The organism is Chondromyces crocatus, assembly GCF_001189295.1.
GTDB lineage: Bacteria > Myxococcota_A > Polyangia > Polyangiales > Polyangiaceae > Chondromyces > Chondromyces crocatus.
Window position 1 is genome coordinate 6,479,098 of sequence record NZ_CP012159.1, and the last position, 21,308, is coordinate 6,500,405.

The 21,308-nt window shown below is 68.1% G+C and carries 10 protein-coding genes; 5 read left to right on the forward strand and 5 right to left on the reverse strand.

Features of this window, described 5'->3' with window-relative positions; all coding sequences use genetic code 11:
• The 5 genes from CMC5_RS23630 to CMC5_RS23650 form a co-directional block, all read right to left on the reverse strand.
• Positions 1–2,463 carry a type VI secretion system Vgr family protein gene (locus CMC5_RS23630; RefSeq protein ID WP_050432546.1) on the reverse strand — a complete coding sequence of 821 codons (2,463 nt, stop codon included), beginning with the start codon at positions 2,461–2,463 and terminating at the stop codon, positions 1–3.
• A 27-nt stretch (positions 2,464–2,490) separates the two neighbouring features.
• Positions 2,491–4,956 (reverse strand): type VI secretion system Vgr family protein, encoded by a 2,466-nt coding sequence (locus CMC5_RS23635; RefSeq protein ID WP_050432547.1) that lies wholly within the window; start codon positions 4,954–4,956, stop codon positions 2,491–2,493.
• A 46-nt stretch (positions 4,957–5,002) separates the two neighbouring features.
• Complete coding sequence (locus CMC5_RS23640; RefSeq protein WP_050432548.1) at positions 5,003–7,462, reverse strand: type VI secretion system Vgr family protein; 2,460 nt, start codon at positions 7,460–7,462, stop codon at positions 5,003–5,005.
• Positions 7,463–7,823: 361 nt separating this feature from the next.
• Entirely contained in the window at positions 7,824–8,294 is a 471-nt protein-coding gene (locus CMC5_RS23645; RefSeq protein ID WP_050432549.1) for a CHAP domain-containing protein, read from the reverse strand.
• 281 nt (positions 8,295–8,575) lie between these two features.
• The gene (locus tag CMC5_RS23650) at positions 8,576–9,076 is read right to left on the reverse strand and encodes a CHAP domain-containing protein (RefSeq protein ID WP_050432550.1); all 501 of its coding nucleotides are present in this window, start codon (positions 9,074–9,076) and stop codon (positions 8,576–8,578) included.
• Between the two features lie 1,064 nt (positions 9,077–10,140).
• Here CMC5_RS23650 and CMC5_RS23655 point away from each other — a divergent pair.
• The 5 genes from CMC5_RS23655 (at position 10,141) to CMC5_RS44870 (ending at position 21,126) form a co-directional block, all read left to right on the forward strand.
• Positions 10,141–11,151 (forward strand): hypothetical protein, encoded by a 1,011-nt coding sequence (locus tag CMC5_RS23655; protein ID WP_050432551.1) that lies wholly within the window; start codon positions 10,141–10,143, stop codon positions 11,149–11,151.
• An 11-nt stretch (positions 11,152–11,162) separates the two neighbouring features.
• Complete coding sequence (locus CMC5_RS23660; protein WP_156338826.1) at positions 11,163–11,987, forward strand: hypothetical protein; 825 nt, start codon at positions 11,163–11,165, stop codon at positions 11,985–11,987.
• A gap of 32 nt (positions 11,988–12,019) precedes the next feature.
• Positions 12,020–12,199, forward strand: a complete 180-nt coding sequence (locus CMC5_RS23665; RefSeq protein WP_156338827.1) for a hypothetical protein — start codon at positions 12,020–12,022, stop codon at positions 12,197–12,199.
• Positions 12,200–13,997: 1,798 nt separating this feature from the next.
• Positions 13,998–20,558, forward strand: a complete 6,561-nt coding sequence (locus CMC5_RS23680; RefSeq protein ID WP_218920049.1) for an FG-GAP-like repeat-containing protein — start codon at positions 13,998–14,000, stop codon at positions 20,556–20,558.
• Between the two features lie 7 nt (positions 20,559–20,565).
• Positions 20,566–21,126, forward strand: a complete 561-nt coding sequence (locus tag CMC5_RS44870) for a hypothetical protein (RefSeq protein WP_156338828.1) — start codon at positions 20,566–20,568, stop codon at positions 21,124–21,126.
• Positions 21,127–21,308 lie beyond the last annotated feature (182 nt).

The following is a 21,308-nucleotide window of genomic DNA, read 5'->3' on the forward strand; positions in this document are numbered from 1 at the left end:
TCAGGTGTACGTGTGCATGCCGGAGGGGTGGATCAGCACACCGATGGCGACCAGCCTCACCCCGTTCTCGTCGAGCTTCGCGCCCTCGGCCGTGCTGCGCAGCCCGACCGTCTTCAGGTTCACCCCGTTCAGGCCCATGCTCGTCCCCTTCGCCGACGCCGACACGCCGGTGAACGCGGACGACCGACCCGTCGCCGACATCCTCACCATGAACAGGTTCAGCTTGAGGCCCACGAGGTGGATCTGCACCGGCGCGTCGATGTCCAGGTTCGCCGCCGTGTGCGTGATCGGCCCGGCTGCCACGTGGATCGCCGCCGCGCCCACGTCGATCGTCTCGTCGCCCCCGATCTCCGTCTTCACGCTTCCCCCCACCAGCACGCCCTGCATCGCCCCGGCCTGGATGTTCCGGCTCCCCGCGACCGTCGTCGTCTGGTTCCCCCCGTAGTTCTGGAATGCCAGCGCTCCCACGGTCTGCGTGCGCGTCGCCCCGTAGCCTTCGATCCACCCCGCGGCGATGCTCGTCGACCGCGACGCCCCGTAGGACTCGACCACGCTGCCGCCCACCCCCTCCACGAGCGACCCACCCACCATGTTCACGTGGTTCGCGCCCGTGGTCCTCACCTCGTTCGCGCCGATGATCATCGCCCGGTTGCCGCCGATCACCCGCACCTGGTTCGCGCCGATGATCTCCGTCTGGTTTCCGCCCACGGTCAGCGTGTCGTTCGCCCCTACGCTGACGGTCTGGCTCGCCCCGATCTGCTCGGTGTTGTCGCCGCCCACCGTCATCAGTGCGTTCGCGCCCACGTTCTCGCAGCGCTCGTTCCCGACCACCACCGTCACGTCCTTGCCCGCGTTCACGTAGATCCGCTCCGAGCCGGCCGTGTCCTCGAAGGAGATCTCGTTCCTGACCCCGCCGCCCGGCAGCGCGAGCGACCACAGCGAACTGTGCGTCGGCGCCGTCTGCGGCGGGCGGTTCTTGCCGTTGTACACGCGCCCGGTCACCACCGGCCGGTCCGGATCCCCCTCCTCGAACTCGACGATCACCTCGGTCCCGATGCGCGGGTGCCACAGACCGCCTTGCCCACCGCGTGCGAACGGCTGGCTCACGCGCACCCAGGAGCTCGACGGCTCCTTCGCCCGCCGCGCCGCGTCCGTGTCCCAGTGGAACTGAAGCCGCACCGACCCGAGGGACGCTGCGCCGCCCAGGTTCACCTCGGCCCCGCTCGTCCCGGGCTCCGCCGTCACGAACGCCGTCTGCGCGCCCACGATGCGCGGCCGGGGCGTCACCCGCGCTGGCTGGAACCGGCTCTCCTTGACCCCCTTGCCCCGGCCCCGGCACGCGCACTCCAGCTCCATGTGGAACGGCTCTCCGCCGCCCCCATCGACCTGCACCGACACCACCCCGTCCTGGTGCCCCTCCACCCGCAAGCGCGTCACCAGGTACTCGCCCTCGTACCTGTCCTTCGGGTGCTCCAGCGTGAAGATCGCCCCCGCCGACAGCACCCGCGTGCTCCCCTCGCCCACTGCGAACGACGCCTCGGTGTGCAAGCGATCCAGCCGCGCTTGCGCCAGCGGAAGCCCCAGCTCCTGGCTCTCCAGGAAGCTCCCCGGAAACACGTGCTCGGCAAGATCCCCGTCGCCGCCGTCCTTCGCCTCCGCCGAGATGTCGAGCGCCGGGTTCTCCCAGTTGTGCTCCCCGAGCCGCACCGCCTTCGCGCGCAGCCGCCCGCCCAGGCGGAAGTGCCGCATCTCCCGCGCGTCCTTGCCCGGCCCGAGCACGTCGTCGTCGGCCACCCGCGGCCGGCCCGCGTCCGTGTCCGACAGGACGAGCAAGCTCACCTCGTCCCCGTGCTCGACGTGGAAGCTGACGCCCTCGTCCTCCAGGAGTCGCGACACGAAGTCGAGGTCGCTCTCGTTGTACTGGACCACGTACGGCCGCGCCTTCGGGTTGTCGAGCCGCGCGCCCTTGCCGATGCGCCAGGTGAACCGCTCCTCGGCCGGCCGGTACGAAGGCAGGCCCACCGGCGCATCGAGCATCGCGCCGGACACGAGCTTCATCCCCGCGTCGTCACGCAGCACCGTCTCCACGATCTGTCGCAGCGTCTTGTCCACGAAGATCCGCGAACGCTTCCGGTGGCGCGCCCGCGCGAGCGGCGCCTCCAGCACCACCCGGTAAACCGCCCCCTCGGGCACCTCGGCGGCGTCCTCGGCCTCGGTGATCACCCCGTGCACCAGCTTGAACGCGGGCTGCGAGCCGGTGCTGATGCGCAGGCTCGCACGGCGCCCTACCAGCGAGAGGGGGTCGAGATCGTCGTCCCCCGTCGCCGCGAGGAGCAGCACCTCGTAGCGGAACACCCCGCTCATCGGCTCTTCCCCGCCGAACCGCACCACGCGGAGCCCACCCCACGACCCGAGGGCCCCGCCCTTGCTCTCCCACCCGAAGACGAAATCGTCGAAGCTCATCGCCGTCCCCGTGCCTCTGCCGGCCGCTCAGAGTTTGATGATGAAGGCGCGCCGCAGCTTCACGCCCTTGGTCTGGAGGTGCGCGCCATCGATCCGCGTCAGGAGCCCGTAGGTGTCGATCTGCACCCCCGAGTACTCCAGGTTCAGCCCCGTGGCACTGAGGCTCACCCCCGTCGTCGACGTCGCCAGCCCCGTCGCACCGAGCGAGATGCCACCGACCGTCACGTTATGCATCATGATCTTGAACTTCGCGTCGTTGATGTCGCTCCGGTTCGCGTCCGACGCCGAGTAATGCGGCGTCAGGAAGGCAGCCACGCCGCCAGCCGTCAGCGCGTGGTTCCCGCCGACCTCGGTCTTGATGTTCCCCGCCACGATCCGCACCGCCGCCGCGCCCACGTCCGTCTGCAGGTCGGCGCAGGAGGCGTCCCGGTTTCCCCCCACCAGCTTGATGTGCGCGGCGCCGAACGACTGCGTATGCGCCCCTGCGATCGTCGTCGCCCGGTCTGCGCCCACATCCTCGCTCTCCGACGCGGCCACCGTGGTGGTCAGCGACGCGCCGATCGTCTCCAGCACGCTCCCGCCCACGTTTTCGGTGCGCGTCGCCCCCACCGTGATCACCTGGTTCGCGCCCACGAGGTGCGCCTCGCTTCCCCCGATCATCGTCAGGCTGTTGCCCCCGATGGTCGTGGTGACGTTCCCCCCGATGAGGGCCGTGTCGTTCCCGCCCACGGTGACCGTCTCGTTCACCGCGATGCTGACCGAGCAGCTCCCCCCGATCTGCTCGTCGTCGTTCGCGCCCACGACCATCGACGCGCACGCGCCCACCGTCTCGGACCGGTCGTTGCCGACGTCGGTCTCCATGTCCTTGCCGGCGTTCAGGTAGATCCGCTCGGCGCCCGCCGAGTCGTCGAAGGTGATCTCGTTGTGCGCGCCGCCCCCCGGGCTCGCGTCGGACTTGAACGTGCTCAGCTCCGGCGCCCCGCCCCCGTGCGGCTGGTTCACCCCGTTGTACACCCGCCCGATCACGATCGGCCGATCCGGGTCCCCCTCCTCGAAGGCGACGATCACCTCCGTCCCCACCCGCGGATGCCAGACACCGCCCATCCCGCTGCCTGCGAACGACTCGCTGACCCGCACCCAGGCGCTCGCGGGCTCGCGCGCGAGCCGCGCCTCGTCCGTGTCCCAGTGGAAGCGCACGCGCACCGCGCCCACGTCGATCCCGTCCGGCCCCCCGACGTGGATCTCCGCGCCCTGTGCCCCGGGCGCGGCCACCACCACCGCCGTCTGTGTGCCCAGGATCCGCGGCTTCGGCGTCGTCCGCGCCGGCCGGAACCCGCTCTCCCGCACCGCCGCCCCCTCACCCCGCCGCGCGCAGGTGAACCGCACCGCGAACGGCTCGATCATCGACGCATCTGCCTGGCTCTGGAGCACCCCCGACTGCTCCCCGCGCACCTCCAGCGCCGTCACCAGGTACTCCCCCTCGTGCCGCGCCTTCTTGTGCTCCAGCGCGACGATCGTCCCTGCCGACAGCACCCGCAGCTCCCCCTCACCCCGGGCGAAGCGCGCCTCCGTCTGGTAGCGACCGAGCCGCGCCTCCGCGAGCAGCTTCCCTTGCCCAGCCTGGTCCGGGTAGCCCCCCGGGTACGCCTGCTCGAACAGCGCCGCCCCACCGTCGCCCGCCTGCATCGCCATCGGCAGCTCGGGCTGCTTCCAGTTGTACTCCCCCAGCGCGACGCCCTCGGGCCGCAAGCGGCCCCCCGAGAAGAACGTCCGCACCTCCCGCTCCTTGATGGCCGCGCTCACGATCGCCGGCGCGAGCCGCGTCCGCCCCGTGTCCGCGTCGCTCAGCACCAGCAAGCTCGTGTCCGCGCCGTTCTCGACGTGGAACGCGATCCCTTCTTCCTCCAGCAGCCGCGCGACGAACGCGAAGTCGCTCTCGTTGTACTGCACCACGAAAGGCCGCACCCGCCGGTCGTCGAGACGCGACGGATCCTGGATCCGCCAGGCGAACGCCTCACGCGCCGGTGAGAACCCCGGATCCCCTTGCTCCGGCGCGGGCGCCTCGCCGCTCCCCTTCTGCACCCGAGGATCCCCGAGCAGCACCGCGTCCACGATGTCCCGCAGCGTCTTCTCCAGGAAGATCCGGCTCCGCCGCCGCCACGTCGCCCGCGTCCACGTCGGCGCGAGGATCACCCGTATCGTGCGCCCTTCGGGCAGCGCCGCGAGTTCCTCCGCCTCGTCGACGAGGCCGTGGACCACCTTCCACGCCGGGATCGACCCGGTCGCGATCCGCAGCGACGCCGACTTGCCCGGGAGCGCGCTCACCTGCACATCGCCCATCCCTGCCGCCTCGCGCGCGAGGAGCACGATCTCGTAGCGGTACGCCGACGACATCGCCTCTCGCCCGTGGAAGCGCACGACCTCCAGGGCCGACCACGCGTCGAGCCCGCCCTCGACGCCCTCGCACGCGAACGTGAAATCCCGGTTGCTCATCCGCTCTCTCCGATCGCCGCCACCGCGCTCCGAGCCCTGCGCACGCTCAGCCTTCCACGTCCGGACCGCCGCCCTGGTGATCCACGCCCGAGGCGAGCATCCCCACCGCCGCCAGCTTGATGATCATCCCGGCCCCGTCCTTCTTGAAGCCGTCGGCGCTCTCGCTCACGTACGACTTCGACTTCTTCACGCCCGTCACCGACCGCGACATCCCCAGCGCTTCCAGCGACACCACGTTGATCGACAGGCTCGACCCTGCGGCCGAGATCTTGCCTCCCTTGATGTCGTGCTCGAACGCCGCCGTCGTCAGGTGGACCGGTGCCGACCGCACGATGTTCCCGCTCACCGTCAGGTCCTGCGGGCCCGCGCTCGCGTCGATCAGCACCGCACCCACCCCGAGCGTGCTCGCTCCACCGACCACCGTCGTGTAGTTCCCCCCGATGGCCATCAGCCGCGCCGCGCTCACCTCCAGCGCGTGCGACGCGCACGACTCCGTCACGTTCCCCCCGACCGACACGCTCATGATCGAGCCGAAATCCTCCGTCACCGCCCCGCCCACCGTCGTGATCCGCGCTGCGCCGTAGGTCTCGGTCACCACCCCGCCCACCGTCTCGACCTGGTTTCCCCCCACCTGGACGAGCTGCGCCCCGCCCACCAGGTTCACCTCGTTCGCGCCCACCGTGTGCGTGTGGTTCGCCCCGATGATCGCCGTCGAATTGCCACCGATGGTGATCGTCTGGTTCACCCCGATCGACAGTGAGTCGTTCGACCCCACGCTCTCCGTCCGGTTCGCACCGATGGTCTCGGTGTTGTCCGCGCCGACGATCATCGAGGCGTTGGCCGCGATCCCCTCGCGCCGGTAGTTCGCCACGTCCGTCGCCTGATCCTTGCCCGCGAACACGTGCAAGAGCTCCGAGCCCGCCGCGTCGCCGAACATGATCTCGTTGTACGTCCCGCCCCCCGGGGTCGAGAGCGACTTCATCGAACTCTCGTGCCCACCGACCCGCGCGGGCAAGTTCGCCCCGTTGTAGAGCCGTCCCACGACCACCGGCCGGTCTGGATCCCCCTCCTCGAAGGCGACGATCACCTCGTCCCCCACGCGCGGATGCCACACTGCCCCTTGGCCGGGCCCGGCGAACACCTGGCTCACCCGCACCCACGCGCTCGACGGCTCCTTCGCGAGCCGCGCCGTGTCCGAGTCCCAGCGGAACCGCACGTGAACGCACCCCACGGCGAGCCCATCCGGCCCGCCCACGTTCACCTCGGCGCCCGACGCGCCGGGCGCCGCCGTCACCACCGCCGTCTGCGTCCCCTGGATGCGCGGCTTCGGCGTCCGCAGCGCTGGCCGGAAGTGCGACGCTTCCACCCGCGCCCCCTCCCCGCGCCGTGCCAGCTCGAACCGCGCCGCCCACGGCTTCTCCTGCGCGTTCGACGCCTGCGCCAGCACCCCTTGCTGCTCGCCGCGCACGTCGAGCTGCGTCACCAGGAACTCCCCCTCGTGCGTCGACTCGTCGTGCTCCAGCGCGAACACCGATCCCGCCGACAGCACCCGCACGGCCCCCTCGCCCACCGCGTAGCGCGCTTCCACCTGGAAACGCTGCAACCGCGCCAGCGCCAGCGGCGCTCCTTGCTCCGGCCCGTCCGGATAGCCGCCGGGGTAATGCACCTCGAGGAGCGCATCCGCCGCCCCCTCGCCCGCGGAGACCCCCATCGCGAGCTGCGGCTTCTTCCAGTTGTACTCCGCGAGCGCCACCCCTTCCGGCCGCAGCCTCCCGCCGAGTCGCAGCGCCGCGACCTCGCGTCCGAGCACATTCGCCGCGAGCGGCCCGCCGGCAATGCGCGCCCTGCCCCCATCGTCATCGGCCAGGACCAGCAAACAGGCCTCCTGACCATTCTCGACGTGGTAGCTGATCCCTTCTTCTTCGAGCAGCCGCGAGACGAATGCGAAATCACTCTCGTTGTATTGCACGACGAACGGGCGCACCCGCGCGTCCTTGATCCGCCCCGTCGCCTGGACGCGCCATGTGTACTGCTCCGTGGCTGGCGTGAAGCTCGGCCCTCCGACGTCCTCGTCCACCTCGGCGCCATCGCGGCGGGTCACCCGCGGATCGCCCTGGAGCACCGCGTCGACGATGGCCTCCACCGTCTTGTCGAGGAAGATCCGGCACCGCGTCCGGTGCAGCGCCCGCGCCCAGGGCGGGCTCAGGACCACGCGGTAGAGCATCGCGTCGGGCGCCTCGAACAGCTCCTCGGCCTCGACGACGATTCCGTGCACCACCTTGAACGTCGGCACCGATCCCGTCGCAATGCGCAGCGTCGCCCGCAAGCCCAGAAGATCCCGCGGATCCACTTCCGGATGCGGCGCCTTCACCGCGAGCGTCAGCTCATAGCGGTACAGCTCGGAGATGGACTCGCGACCCTGGAATCGCACGACCTCCAGGTGACTCCAGGCACCGGCCGCTCCCCGGTCCACCTCGCACGCGAACGAAAAGTCGACATCCGCCATCCGCCCGTCCTCCGAAGGCCTGCGCGAGCAGCCGGCACACATCCTCCCAGGTGGTCGCCTTCTCTACAAGCGCCGTCCTGGCCCTCCGATGCAGAACCGCAGCACGTGGGCTGTAAAATCCGGCCGCAGACGCATGGCGCTGCATTGCACAGCACATCTGCGCTGCGTCTCGCGCTGCGCAGCTCGCGCACGACGGACCTTCTGCGTCGTGGTCTGCGAACCCGAAGCCGTGCGACCCGAGAGCCCTTGAAGGCACCCTCGGGTCGTCGCGCAACGCGTCACGTCGGAGACACGCTTTCCGTCACGCGATGGGGCTCCTGGCGTGCCCGAAGCACGCCCCTGGCGCCCCAGCGGCGTGCCCTCACGGCCGGAAGTAGCCCTGGATCTTCAGGCCTGCCTTCGTCCCGGAGCGGGTGCCGCAGCTCCCGTTGGGCCAGTTGCCCTCGGCGATGTGGATGGTCGAACCGCTGACGGAGGTGACGTACGCCACGTGCCCCGCCGAGCTGCCGCTGTTGATCACGGCCACGTAACCTGCCGCCGCCGTCTGCGTGTTGATGATGTTGAGCTTGTCCTGGTACGTGTTCAGCCCGAAAGGCAGCTTCGGCTGACGGCACCGGGCGTACAGCACGCAGTTGCTGCACTGATTGCACGTTGCATTCGACGTGTCCCCGTCGCCAATGGCCAGCTCCTGGTCGTCGGTCTCGACGGCCTCGCCCAGCTCTGCGGCTTCGAGCTCGTCCCCCGCGTCCACATCCACCGCACACCCCGACCACACGAACGCGCTCATGGCGAACACCAGGGCCGACGCTCCGCACTTCGCAAACCACTTCATGGCGTACCTCCTGCGATGACGTTGCAATGGTCACACGACACGCAGCCGCGGGTTCGGGCGGCTCGGGACGGCTCCAGGCGCAACCCACCCGCACGAGCGGCGAAGGCGCTGGGCGCTCACGCGACAGGACGCGCTCGAACGCGCGGATCACCAGGACCCGAGCGAAACGAGCGCACCGAGGCGCATGCAGAGACTCGTTCGTGGGGAGATCGGCCTGGTCTCTGGCCGGATTCGCCTGGCGCCGTCCCCCCCTCGCGGCGCCATGGTGTGGACGAACGTGATCAGGGCTTGAAGTAGCCCACGATCTTCAGCCCGGCCTTGGTGCCGGAGCGGGTGCCGCACTTGCCGTTGGGCCAGTTGCCCTCGGCGATGGTGATGGTCGACCCGTTCACCTTGGTGACATAGGCCACGTGACCGTAGGAGCTGCCCGAGTTGATGATCGCCACGTAGCCGGCCTTCGCGGTCTGCGTGTTGATGATCGCCCGCTTCTGAGCATACGTCGTCAGACCGAAAGGCAGCTTCGGCTGGCGGCAGCGGGCATACAGCACACAGTTGCTGCACTGGTTGCAGGTGGCGCTCGACGTGTCCGTGCCGATCGCGATCTCCTGCCCGTCCTCGCCGATCGCCTCGACCTCGTCATCGAACGCCTCGGTGGCCTCGGCCTCCTCGATGCCCAGCTCGAGCCCCTCTTCGGGGTCCATCTCGACGGCACAGCCGAGGGCCGTGAAGGAGCCAGCGCCCAGGATGAGGGCGATCGCGCTGCACTTTGCCAACCACTTCATGACGATTCTCCTGTGAATGCACGAGCAAGAGCACGGCAACCACCTCTGGCTGCCTGGGGGTCGGGCTCCTCTGCCGCATGGATCATGCGTGATGGGCCCTCGCGGCCCCAGCGCATCGCGGTCACGTGGTGAGGTGTGGACCTCGTCCTTGCTCCGCCCATGCTCCTGGGACACTGCGTGGAGTGTGCACGCGGGTATAGGACTTCGACACGCGAACCGTCAATGCCATTTGACGCCCAACCATGCGAGCTTCCTGCCGTTCCATGCGGTTTTTGCCTCCGCAGATCATTCCACCTTGCCAGCCGAGCGCTTCACCGTGTGACCGTGTAAATGGTGCGCACTGCGTATGGTGCGCACTGCGTAACGCAGCGCAGTCACCGGGGATTCCGGGCACGATGTCGGCTCGCGTCATGGGGTGGAGACGCCTGTGGGGAGCGCACATCGGTGGTGCGCCATGAGGGCCCATTCCGCGTCGATTGCAGGCGACAGCGATGACCATTTCGCAGCACCTGCTTTCACCCGGGAGATCGGGTCACCCCGGTCGCGCGGCGATGGAAGCGACAGCGGTTGCCATTCCCAGCGGTTGCCATTCCCAGCGGTTGCCATTCCCAGCGGTTGCCATTCCCAGCGGTTGCCATTCCCAGCGGTTGCCTTCACCTGGTGAAAGCTCCGACCCGCGCACGATGCGCGCACGACGGATGAACCACGGATCGGAACGCGACGAACACCTGCCCCTCTCCCCCACCACGGGGCGACATGTCGACCGGCGCGACGGGCATGCATGACAGATGGCCATCTGCTTCGCGAACATCACGATGCGGCAGCATGCTCGTTTGATGCATTGCATTGCTCGTCTCATTTTTTTCCTTTCGCACGGACTCGTGCATCCACAGGGCCGAATCCAGCGCTCTCTTTGCCATTGCCATAGAGACGCTTTCTTTGCCGACAAAAGCACTTCCAGTGTCGACTTTCGTCGCCGCACGGACCCTCCGGGTCTTCATCGTCGCAATTGGGTCCTGGTCACCTTGACCGCACCGGGCGCAGCACACGAATGCTCACACTCCGTGACCTCGAAATCACTTCAGCTCCTGGCGAGCCTGGGCTGCCTCGTCGCCCTGGTGACGTGTGGACGTGCCGACGAGCAGTGCGAAGGCCCCTGCTGCGCGGGCGCCTGCGATCCTTGCCGCGACGGGCGCTGCGACGACAAGGACGCGCTCGGGTGGGAGCCTCCCGTGCTGCTCTGGTGGGGTGACGCCGGCGCGCCTGCGCCAGGCTGCCCCGCCTGGGCCCCCGAGGTGGTGTTCGAGGGCGTCGACGGCCTGTCCGCGAAGCAGGAGTGCCCGTCGTGCTCCTGCGGCCCTGCCGCGTGCAAGCTGCCGGCAGGCATGGTCGTGTGGAACGAGTTCATGTGCAACGCGCATGACGTGCCCGACCCGGAGTTCATCCCGTATCTCGCGCCCGACCCCTGGGACGGCTCGTGCGTGACCCGTGAGACGATCCCCAAGGACACCTTCCGGTCGCTCCAGTTCCTGAGCACGACCTTGAGCCCGTGCTCGCCGATCACCGGGCCCGAACCCGTGGTGGCGGAGCCGGTCTGGGAGACGCAAGCGCGCGCATGCGGTGCCGGGAAGATCGCTCCCGAAGACGAGCGGCCACCGGAAGCGCCGCTCACGCCAGCCGGGTTCAAGGAGTGCTTGTGGCGCCAAGGAGAGCCGGGGCCTTGTCCGGCCGATCATCCCGACCGACGGATGTTCTACCGCGAGATCGAGACGTCGCTGACCTGCACGGCGTGCACGTGCGGAGAACCGACGGACGCGAGCTGCATCGCGCTGGTCCGTCTGTTCCTGCGTCCGGAGTGCGACATGACGCCGGGACAGTGGAGCGGGATGGCCATGGACCTCGTGCGCTCTCCTTGCACCGGCACCCTGGGAGGCACCATGAGCCTCAGCATCGGGAGCATGAACGCGATGTGGTACGAGCAGCAGCCTGGCCGCTGTGAACCCGCGGGGAGCGAACCGATCGGTGAGGTGTGGGCGAACGAGCAGACGACGTTCTGCTGTGCGGAGGCGAGATGAGTGGCCAGGAGATGCATCACAGCAGAGCGAAACGTTCGAGGAGCGCGACGTGGTCCGCCCTGATCGCCCTCGCGGCGTTCACCACGTTGCTCCCGGCGGCCTGCAAGACCGGGCGGGTCATGATCTATACCTGCCCTGAACCCTGCGAGACCTGCGACGACCCCTGTCATCCCTGCATCGAGGCCAAGGGCGAGTGCGTGCCAGAGACGCTGTTCGGCTGGGTGGGTCCCGTGCTCCTGTGGGCTGGGCGGCGAGATCTGGAACCACCGCCGTGCCCGGAGCATGCGCCGACGCGCATGTACTACGGCTACGATGGCCTCACGATCGAGCGGGGCTGCCCGTCTTGCTCCTGTGGCCCCATCACGTGCATGCCTCCGAGCACCATGGCTGCGCGTGACCAGCCCGTCTGCACTGGTGATGGGCCGAGCGATGACGATCTGCACCTGCCCGTTCCTGAGACCTGGGATGGTGCGTGCCAGGACGTGCCTGCCATCGCCGAAGCCGACATGGCCGCGCTCGTCGCGTCGGAGGCGCGCGTGGGCGTCTGCAAGCCCAACCTCGGGATGGTGCCTGCGTCGGATGCCTTCGCCTGGGACTTCCACGCGATGGCCTGCGAGAGAAAGCGCATACCGCGCACCTGTCACGACGGCGTGCAGTGGTGCGCGCCCCAGGCCGAGGGGACTTTCGCCAGTGTGTCTATACCCGCGGAGATGAGCCGAATTGCCCTGCCGGCTATTCGAAGCGGCGCGTGTTCTTCGACGGGATCGACGGGTCCCTCGCGTGCTCCCCCTGCACGTGCGAAGCGCCTGCGGTCAGTGCCTGCGAAGGAATCCTGACGGCGTTCAGCGATCCGGAATGCAGCCAGGTGGTGACGCTCGCCAACGTGAGCCTCCAGCAGCCAGCGTGTTCGGATCAGGTGCAACCCGGGGGTCTGCGCAGCCTCTCGCTGAGCTGGCTCCTCGACGAACCTGGCGCCTGCACCCCACGCGGTGGGAGCCCGACCGGCAGGGTCGACGCCGAAGGCCCGACCACCTTCTGCTGCCTCTGAGAGGAGTTCGTCAGTCATCGCGCAGGAGGCTCGCCGGGTCACGCTGCGGCCTGATGTCAGCGCTGGAGTACGTCATCCGACGCAGCAGGCGTCGGGGCGCCACGACGCTTCACGGTGGTCCAGGTGTGCGGCAGACGACGACGCCTGCGCCTTGATTCTCCCATGCGCCCCGACCCGCAGAGCACCGCCCGAGTCCCGTTCGAGGATTGCTCACGTCATCGAGCAGCTCTCGTGCCCTGCGCCGGCGTGCCCCGTGAAGCGGAGCTGGCTCACGCCCACGACAAGCAAGCGCCTTGCACGAGGTGTTCCAGGCGATGCCCGATGGTCGTGCTTCTCGGCTCAGCGGAATGGCTTCCACGCTCGGTCGTCAGCCCCCTCGTGCTGGCGGGAGGAACTCACGCGCAGGTAACGCACGACGACACGGGCGCGGCTGTCGCGTGCTGACCCGTGATGGTCTCGTAACGGTCGAGAATCGCAGCGCTTCGAGGCGTGAAAGACACCTTCGTGGGGAGGAAACGAGTTCTCGTGCCAGTGAATTTGCTGTTCTGATCCGTCATTGCGCTCATCGAGCCAGCGGTTTTGCTTCTCTGGTCAGTGGTTGCGCTTCTCGTGACAGCGAATTTGCTTCGCTGGTCGGTGGTCGCGCTTCACGTGACAGCGAATTTGCTTCGCTGGTCGGTGGTTGCGCTTCACGTGACGTCGAAGGAACTTCGCTTGCCAGCGAACCGCGTTCACGTGACAGGGAACGTCCCTCATCCGACCCTGTGCGCAACCTTGCCTCAGCGAATGCTCGTTCACGTGACGTCGAACGCGCTTCACGTGCCGTCGAAGGAACTTCGCTTGGCAGGCAACGCCGTTCGCGTGACGTCGAACGCGCTTCACGTGCCGTCGAACGCGCTTCGCTTGGCAGGTAACGCCGTTCACGTGACGTCGAACGAATTTCCCTCGGCAGCGAAGCGCATTCACGTGACAGGCTCTTCGCACCATCCTCCCGCATGCGCGAGCCTGCCTCACTGGTGTCGATTCACGACTCAGCGAATGAATTTCGCTGAGCGTCGATCCGCCTTCACGTGCCGTCGAGCCGCCTTCACGTGACGTCGAACGAGTTTCACGTGCCGTCGAACGGATTTCGCGTGGCGTCGAACGAGTTTCACGTGACGTCGAACGAACTTCGCCGAACGGCAAAGGCATTTCACGCGCCAGCAACCGCGCTTCACATGCCGTCGAGCATCCATCCCTCGTCAGTCATCCAGACGCGACGCCACGCACCAGCTGACCCCCCCGCCAGAAAGCACTGGAGGCGAGGTGGAATACGCTGACCGTACGCCCGAGGACCGCGACGCGCTGCTCACGCTCCTCGAACGCACATGGTCCCAGGTGACCAGGAGCGGTCCGGCAGGGGTCACCTCTGCACCGATCCCCTCGGTCGCACAGCCCTTCGCCACGTGTTCGACTCGTCCAGACGAGCCCTTTTTCAAGGAGGAAGCGTCCGATTCGCGTCCCCATCACGTCGAACTCACCCTGGCTCTCTCTGGAGCCGAGGTCGCACACGCCAACGACACGCCCGCACCAACCTCCACGGGCACAGCGACCATCGCAACGTGATGCTCGTCCGCCCTGTGAAGGCTGGCCAGGATGCGAGGGAGGTATCGTTTCGCACGTGTTCACTCTGGAGATCGCACACATCATGCCGATGTCGGCCTCAAGCAGTCAGCATGCTTTCCGCTTCGTATCGGCTTCCTCGCCGCATACCCCTCGGCGCCGTCCCTTCCCCCGAGCGCTGCTTCTCCTCATCGCCGTGCTCGTCGTCGGCGCGTGCAGTGACGCGGGCTCTCTGCTCCTCTGGTCGAGCACCTCCCAGGCCCTCTGGGAGGCCTCCCCGAGCCCGCCGATCCCTCCGCTCCTGTGCCTTGGCCCTGACGACGGTCCCTCCCCGTTCCCGCCTGACCTCGCGCAGGGGCCCACCGCCGCAGCAGGCACCCTTCCAGGCTCCTTCTCGGTCACGAGCACGGGCGAGGCGACGTACACGATCCCGGTTCCCACGCTGCCAGGCCGCGCCGGCGTCGAGCCTTCGCTCGCGATTGCCTACGACAGCGCGCTGGGCGAGGGGCTCCTCGGCATCGGCTTCCACCTGCAAGGCCTCTCGTCCGTCGATCGCTGCCCTCGTAACGTCGCGCAAGACGGTCACATCGCAGCCGTCCGGGATGCCGAGGACGACGCGCTGTGCCTCGATGGGCAACGGCTCGTCCCCGTGGACCCGCAGCCAGGACGGGCGCCGAGGGAGTACCGCACATTCCCGGACAGCTTCACGCGCGTCGAGGCCGACTTCGCGGAGAGCGAGGGGTGGCCGGCGGAGCGTGGGCCAAAGCGGCTGCGGGCACATAGCAAAGCGGGGCTGATCTACGAATACGGTGGAGAATCGTCGGGCCGGGTGCTCGCGCGGGAGCAGGTGGTGCGGTCGTGGCTGCTGACGCGGCTCAGCGACCGGGATGGCAACACGATGGAGGTGGTCTACCGGAATGACCTCCACGCGAAGGGCTATACCGTCGAGCACGCGCCGCAGCGGCTCACGTACACCGGGCACCCGAGGGTGCCGGCCTCGCGCACGGTGGAGTTCACGTATGGGCCGCTGGAGTCGGCGGACGTACGCGTGCTCTACGCCCGCGGGATGGAGCTGCGCCGCTCGCTGAGCTTGCGCTCGATCCAGATGTTCGGGCCGGGGCAGGTGCTCGCCCGAGAGCTGCGCTTCGGTTACGGGCATGGGCCGGCGACGGGTCGTTTGCGGCTGGAGGCGGTCCGGGAGTGCGGGGGAGATGGGACGTGCAAGCCGCCGACGCGCTTCACCTGGCACACGGCTGGAGCGGCTGGGTACATGCAGCAGCAAACGCCTGTGGAGGTGCCGCTGTCGGAGCGCGGGACGCTGATGACGATGGACGTCAGCGGCGATGGCCTCGACGACCTGGTGACGTCGGACATGGTGGTGGAGGCCGGCACGGAGCAGCCGATCACCCGCTGGTCAGTCGCGCTCAACCGGAGCCAGGAGTTGACGCCGGCATTCTTCGAGGCGGCCGCCTCCGGGCAGGAGCAGCCGCACTTCATCGACGGGGAGCCGCCGTACCAGCCGGAGCTGGGGACGCCGCTCGACTACGACCACGATGGCCGGATGGACCTGTTTCTGCACGATGTGCACGGGCAGGCGCTGACATGGGAAGTGCTGCTGTCGGATGGCGATGGGACGTTTACGCGGCGGGACACCGGCGTCCCGCGTCCCTTCACGATGGGCATGACGCCGGCTGGGTTGCGCAGCCCGGATGCGTCGACGCACCTGGTGGATGTCGACGGCGATGGGATGGTGGACCTGCTCCAGTGCTACCAGAGCGCGCACGAGCAGCTCTGGTATCTGCACCGCTGGACGGCGGCGGCAGGAGGCTTCGCGCCGCACGGGGATCGGGTGCATACGCTGACGCCGTACCCGTGCCACGCCGAGCTGCACGCGATCGATATCGACGCGGATGGGCGGGTGGACCTGGTGATGCAGGAGCTGGTCCTCGTCGGGAGCCAGGTGCGGGCAGGGTCGCAGTACGTCGCGTTCTCGTACGAGCTGTCCGATGGAGCGTGGACGCGCGCGCTGACGGGGCTGCGGCTGACGCCACCGGGTGACCGGGTGTTCTTCCTCGACGTCAACGGGGATGGGCTGCCCGATGCGGTGCAGAGCAACCGGGACGATGAGCAGCTGTACACGTCGATGAACACGGGCGCGGGCTTCGTGGATCCGGGGCCGAGCCTGGCGACGCCGACGCTCGGAGCCGCGAGGTTCGTTCGTTTCGCGTCGGTGCTCGATCACAACGCCGATGGGCGGCAAGACCTGCTGCTCGCGATGAGTGATGGGGGCTCGGAGTCGCTGCCCGCGTGGAAGGTGCTTCAGGCGACGGGGAAGGTCGGGCCAGGGACGTTCGAGGTGGTCCATCCCGGGCTGCCGATGGGCATTGTGCTCCAGCAGGACGAGCTGCCCACGCCCGACCACCCGCTCACGCCGCGGGTCACCGATGTGAATGGGGATGGGGCGCAGGATCTGCTCTATGCGTTCAACAACCAGGTCCATGTGTTCGAGAATGTCCTCGGTCAGGAGGATCTGCTCGCGGCCGTGACGGACGGCATGAATGCGCATGACCCGGAGGACGCCGAGTACCTGCCCAACGTGCAGATCCGGTACGACCACCTGATCGATCGTGCTCGGACGACGGCGGGCTTCGAGGACACGACGGGAATCCCGTCACCCGAGCAGCGCACCTACCGGCCTCTGGAGCACAGCGATGAGGACCAGTGCCGCTATCCGGTGCGGTGCGTGGTCGGGCATCGGCGGGTGGTGAGCGGCTATGTGCTCAACAATGGCGCGGACCGGCCGCGCACCTTTCAGGTGGCCTACCGCAATGGCCGCCACCATCGCCTGGGCCGCGGGTTTCTGGGGTTCGGGACGAGGATCGTGCGTGACCTCGACACCGGCGCGGGGACGGCAGAGTTCTACGACAACGTCACGTTTGATGGGGCGTTCCAGGCCTTTCCCTTCCGAGGGCAGGTGCAGCGATCGTGGCGCTGGAGCCCGAGCTTGCCGCTGGACGCGCACAGCGCAGAGCCGGTGTCGGTCGAGCTGCTGACGACGCGGAGCTACCCGGCGCTGATCCCCACGCAGGCGGGGACGTACTTCACGCTCTCGCTGCTGGAGGGGAAGAGCCGTCATCAGGGCACGTTCTCGCCGGGGAGTGGAAAGACGCTCGAAGAAGCCGTGCGCGCTCTGGAGGGGGATCTCGCCTCGCGGATGAGCGACACGCTGCGCACCGTCAGCGACTTCGATCTCTACGGGAACATCCTCGCCGAGCAGACGCAGACTGACGGCGTCGACCTCGAACTCTCGGTGACACGCACCTTCGAGAACGACCCGCTCTCCTGGCGCCTCGGCGAGCTGACGCGAGAGACGACGTGCAGCAAGGCGGGCGGCGAGACCCAGTGCCGGGTGATGCACCGAAGCTATGACGCGCGCGGGCATGTGCGCCTGGAACGCGTTGGGGGCGAGCCCTTCGACCCGGAGATGCAGCTCGATGTCTGGTTCTCCCGGGACGCGCTGGGCAACATCCACAGCACCCGGTCGCGCGACGGGACGGGGCAGGTACGGGCGACCTGCACCAGCTACGACGCGCTGGGCTTGATGCCCCATGCGCACCGCAACCTGGAGGGCCACCAGAGCTACACGCGCTACGACCCAGCACTGGGCGTGCTGCGCGCGTCGGTGGACCCCAACGGTCTGGTGAGCCGCTGGGCCTACGATGGTTTCGGCCGGGTGACGCTGGAGAGCCTCCCAGGGCGCATGCCCACGTCCATCCGGCGTACGTGGACGAAGGACGGTGGAGCGGCTGGCAACGCCTGGAACCTGAAGGTTCGCACCTCCTCGGTGGGCGGCCAGGACGAGACCGTGCAGTTCGATGGTCTCGGGCGTGAAGTGCGCTGGTGGTGGCAAGCGCTCGACGTGGGGGCAGAGCAAGCGCCGCGGATGATGCAGGAGGTCGGCTTCGATGCGCGGGGCGAGCACCTCGCCTGGCGCTCGCTGCCGATCGCGGATCCTGCACCACCAGGCAGCGTGCAGCTCCGGGAAACGTGGTCCTACGACGGAATGGGGCGGGTGCTCCGGCACGTCACGCCGTGGGGGGCGGAGACGACGCACGAGTATGTCGGGCGGGACGAGGTCATCACCGCGCCTGGGCAGGCCGTCACCCGCATCGCCAGTGATCCGCTCGGCAGGCCCATGGCGGTGGGCGATCCTGAAGGTGGCGGCACCCGCTACACCTACGGTCCCTTCGGCGGGCTGCGGACGGTGACCACGCCTGCTGGCGCCACGACGTTGACCGAGCGCGATGCCTTCGGTCGGGTGCGACGGCAGCTGAGTCCGGACCGGGGGGTCTCCACAGCCCACTACGACGGCTATGGGCAGAAGATCTCGTCGCTCGATGCGGCAGGACGCGAGGTCACGACCAGCTACGACACGCTGGGTCGGATCTACAGGCAGGTCGACGAGGACGGCGTCACCGAGTTCCGGTGGGATGACGCGCAGCATGGGATCGGACAGCTCGCGCTGGTGGTCAGCCCGGGGGGCCATCGGCTGCGCTATGGGTTCGACCACGTCGGACGACCAGCGACGACGACGCTGGAACTCGGCGGCGAAAGCTTCACCAGCCGGCTGTCCTACGATCTCAGCGGGCGGCTCAAGCGGATCGAGTACCCGAGCGCGCCGGGGATCGGCAGCTTCGCTGTCGAGCGGGAGTACGATCCATATGGGCGGCTGCGGGCACTGAAGGACGCAGGATCGGGCGCGGAGTTCTGGCGGGCAACGGCCATCGATGCAGGGAACCGGATCACGCGGGAGCGCTTCGGTGGGGGGACGGCCACGACGCTCCGCACGTTCGATGCGGCACGGGAACGGGTGAGCCGCATCGAGACGCAGGCGTCGGGCGTGCATGTCCAGCAGCTCTCCTACCTCTGGAACGATCGCCGCAAGCTCGTCGAACGCTCCGATGGCATCCACGCCAACGTCGAGCGCTTCCGTTACGATCTCCTGGACCGGCTGACGTGTGCGCAGTTCGGGCTGATCAACGCCGCCCTCTGCCAGCGTCCGTTCACCTACGGACCCGACGGCAACCTGCTTCAGAAGCCCGGCGTCGGCGCTTACGAGTACGACCCGGCGCAGCCCCACGCCGTCGCCCGGGCTGGTGGCGCCTTCTATGGCTACGATGCCGTCGGCAACCAGACCTCGCGACCCGGCGCGACCATCGCCTACACCGCGTTCGACCTACCGAAGCGGATCGCGCTCACCAGCGGCGACACCGTCGACTTCGAGTACGACGGCCTCCAGCAGCGGGTGCGCAAGACCACGGCGACGCAGGAGGTCGTTTCCTTCGGTGAGCTGTATGAGCGGGTGACCGATGTCGTCACGGGGGCCGTCGAGCATCGCTACCATGTCCGCAACGACGAGCGCGTCATCTCTCTGGTACGGCGCTCGGCAGCACAGGGCACGCGCACGCTGCACGTCCATGCCGACCACCTCGGGTCCATCGATGTGCTCACCGACGGCATGACCGGGACCGTCGCTGAGCAGCGCAGCTACGATGCCTTCGGAGCACCGCGCCACCCGGACTGGGGCTCGGGGCAGACGGCGTCACCCCACGAGCTGTCCTCGCTGGGCTTCACCGGGCACGAGGCAGACCTCGACCTCGGCCTCGTGAACATGAAGGGCCGCATCTACGACCCGAAGCTCGGCCAGTTCCTCACGCCGGATCCACTCGTGCCGCGACCTCTCTTCGGGCAGAGCTGGAACGCGTACTCCTACGTACTCAACAGCCCGCTGTCGCTGGTCGATCCCAGTGGGTTTCAAGAGCAGCCACCTGCAACGGAAGACGGATGCTCGCAGGGCTGCACCGTCTGGGTGTTCGGTCCCCCGCGCGAGCCGAAGCCGCCCGCGCCGCCCAAGGTCGTCGAGGGCAACTTGGAGGAAGCCGCGGGCGCTGGTTCGACGCAGACGCCGGTGGATGTCGGGACCTCCGGGGTCCGCGGTGGGTGGAGCCCCCAGCTCCCGGCCACGTTGCAGGCCCTGGGTCGCGGCGACGCCATCGCTCGGCGCATCATGGATGGCGTCCGCATAGGCATGGCCAGGATGCTGCTGGAGTCTGCCAAGCTCGGCATCCTGGGTGGCGCCAGTCGCGTCTACGTCGCGTACACGACGATCACGGCCGCCTGGAATGGCTACAAGGAGAGCGGGATCCCCGGCGCCCTCGATGCCGTCAATCCCGCCAGCCAGATGGTCGAAGCCGGCGTGGAGGCCTACGAGGCCGCCGCCGCGGAGGACTGGGAATCCGCGGGCGCCAGCTTGTTCAAAGCCGGGTCGATCGGCATGTCTATCCTGGCCACCGCTGTTGGGGTGGGTGGAGCGCTCACCGCCACCGTAGGGTCCACAGCAAAGGCGGCAGGAAGAGCAGGGGCGAGGCCCACAGGGGGTGTACCGAATCCGCACGGTAGCCGGGGGGGGCCGGCCCACCGAGCGACGATTGAGCGGCGTATCGACGAACTCAGGACCCAAGGCCATCAACACGTTGGCGGAGGGTCCCTACCAGAAGAAGTGATCCCGACACCGGGTGGGTCGAAAACATTCCGACGCCCTGACATCACGATGCTTGCCCCGGATGGCAGAATGTACCGGGAGAACGTCGGCCGAAGCGCAAACGGGGGCCATCCCGTTGCACGTGAGCTACGAGCCTTGGATGATATTGAGGCGGCGACAGGCCAGCGACCTGGCTACACTCCTTACGATCGGTGAGGCACCAGTGGCATCGAAGTCGAAACAGGCATTCATACTTCCGGACGAGTTCTTTGCCCTTCTCGCAGAGCTCACGTCGTCGATGAACCTGGTCGTGGTGCTGCAGCGTAGACGCAGCTTGCGTGAAGCTTGGGATGGGGACCGTCATGCGTTGGCTGGCACAGTTCGCGTATTTCTTGCGGTTGCGGGGACAGTCGACAGTGGTTCGCTGACCGATGAGTCCGCGCCTTCGCGGCTTGGTTGGGTCATGGCTGACGTTCCGAACATTGAAGACGAGAAGCTGTTCGCCATTCAGGTTGGCGCGCGTGGTGATTGGTTTGACAAGGCAACTGGAATGGTGTGTGAGAACAACGAAGCATTGAAACAATTCGGCAGGGTTTGGAAGAAATTCGCACAGAGACTCCGCTTTCCGACGCGAGCGCGCAACATGACGACTGAAGCGGAGTCGTCCTATGCATCAATAGGCTACAGCGCCGGTGCGGCAGATTGGTTCCGTCACGGCAACAGGCTCAGGCAGCGCGGAGTGGAGAATATCGAATTTCTGATTCCTGAAACCATGAGCGGATGATCGTCGCGAGCGCCTCGACAGCGGGGTGCATGATGGGCTGTCCAAACACCACGGCTGGCGCTCGCTGGTTATCGGGACGAGGTCATCACGGCGCCCGGGCAGGCGGTCACCCGCATCGCTGGCGCTCCGCTCGGCAGGCCGATGGCGGTGGATGATCCCGAGGGGGGGATCATCCGGTACAC

Bases quoted from the DNA above. Each gene is read 5' to 3' on its own strand.
- CMC5_RS23630 (WP_050432546.1), bottom strand. From the start codon at position 2,463: ATGAGCTTCGACGATTTCGTCTTCGGGTGGGAGAGCAAGGGCGGGGCC.
- CMC5_RS23635 (WP_050432547.1), bottom strand. From the start codon at position 4,956: ATGAGCAACCGGGATTTCACGTTCGCGTGCGAGGGCGTCGAGGGCGGG.
- CMC5_RS23640 (WP_050432548.1), bottom strand. From the start codon at position 7,462: ATGGCGGATGTCGACTTTTCGTTCGCGTGCGAGGTGGACCGGGGAGCG.
- CMC5_RS23645 (WP_050432549.1), bottom strand. From the start codon at position 8,294: ATGAAGTGGTTTGCGAAGTGCGGAGCGTCGGCCCTGGTGTTCGCCATG.
- CMC5_RS23650 (WP_050432550.1), bottom strand. From the start codon at position 9,076: ATGAAGTGGTTGGCAAAGTGCAGCGCGATCGCCCTCATCCTGGGCGCT.
- CMC5_RS23660 (WP_156338826.1), top strand. From the start codon at position 11,163: ATGCATCACAGCAGAGCGAAACGTTCGAGGAGCGCGACGTGGTCCGCC.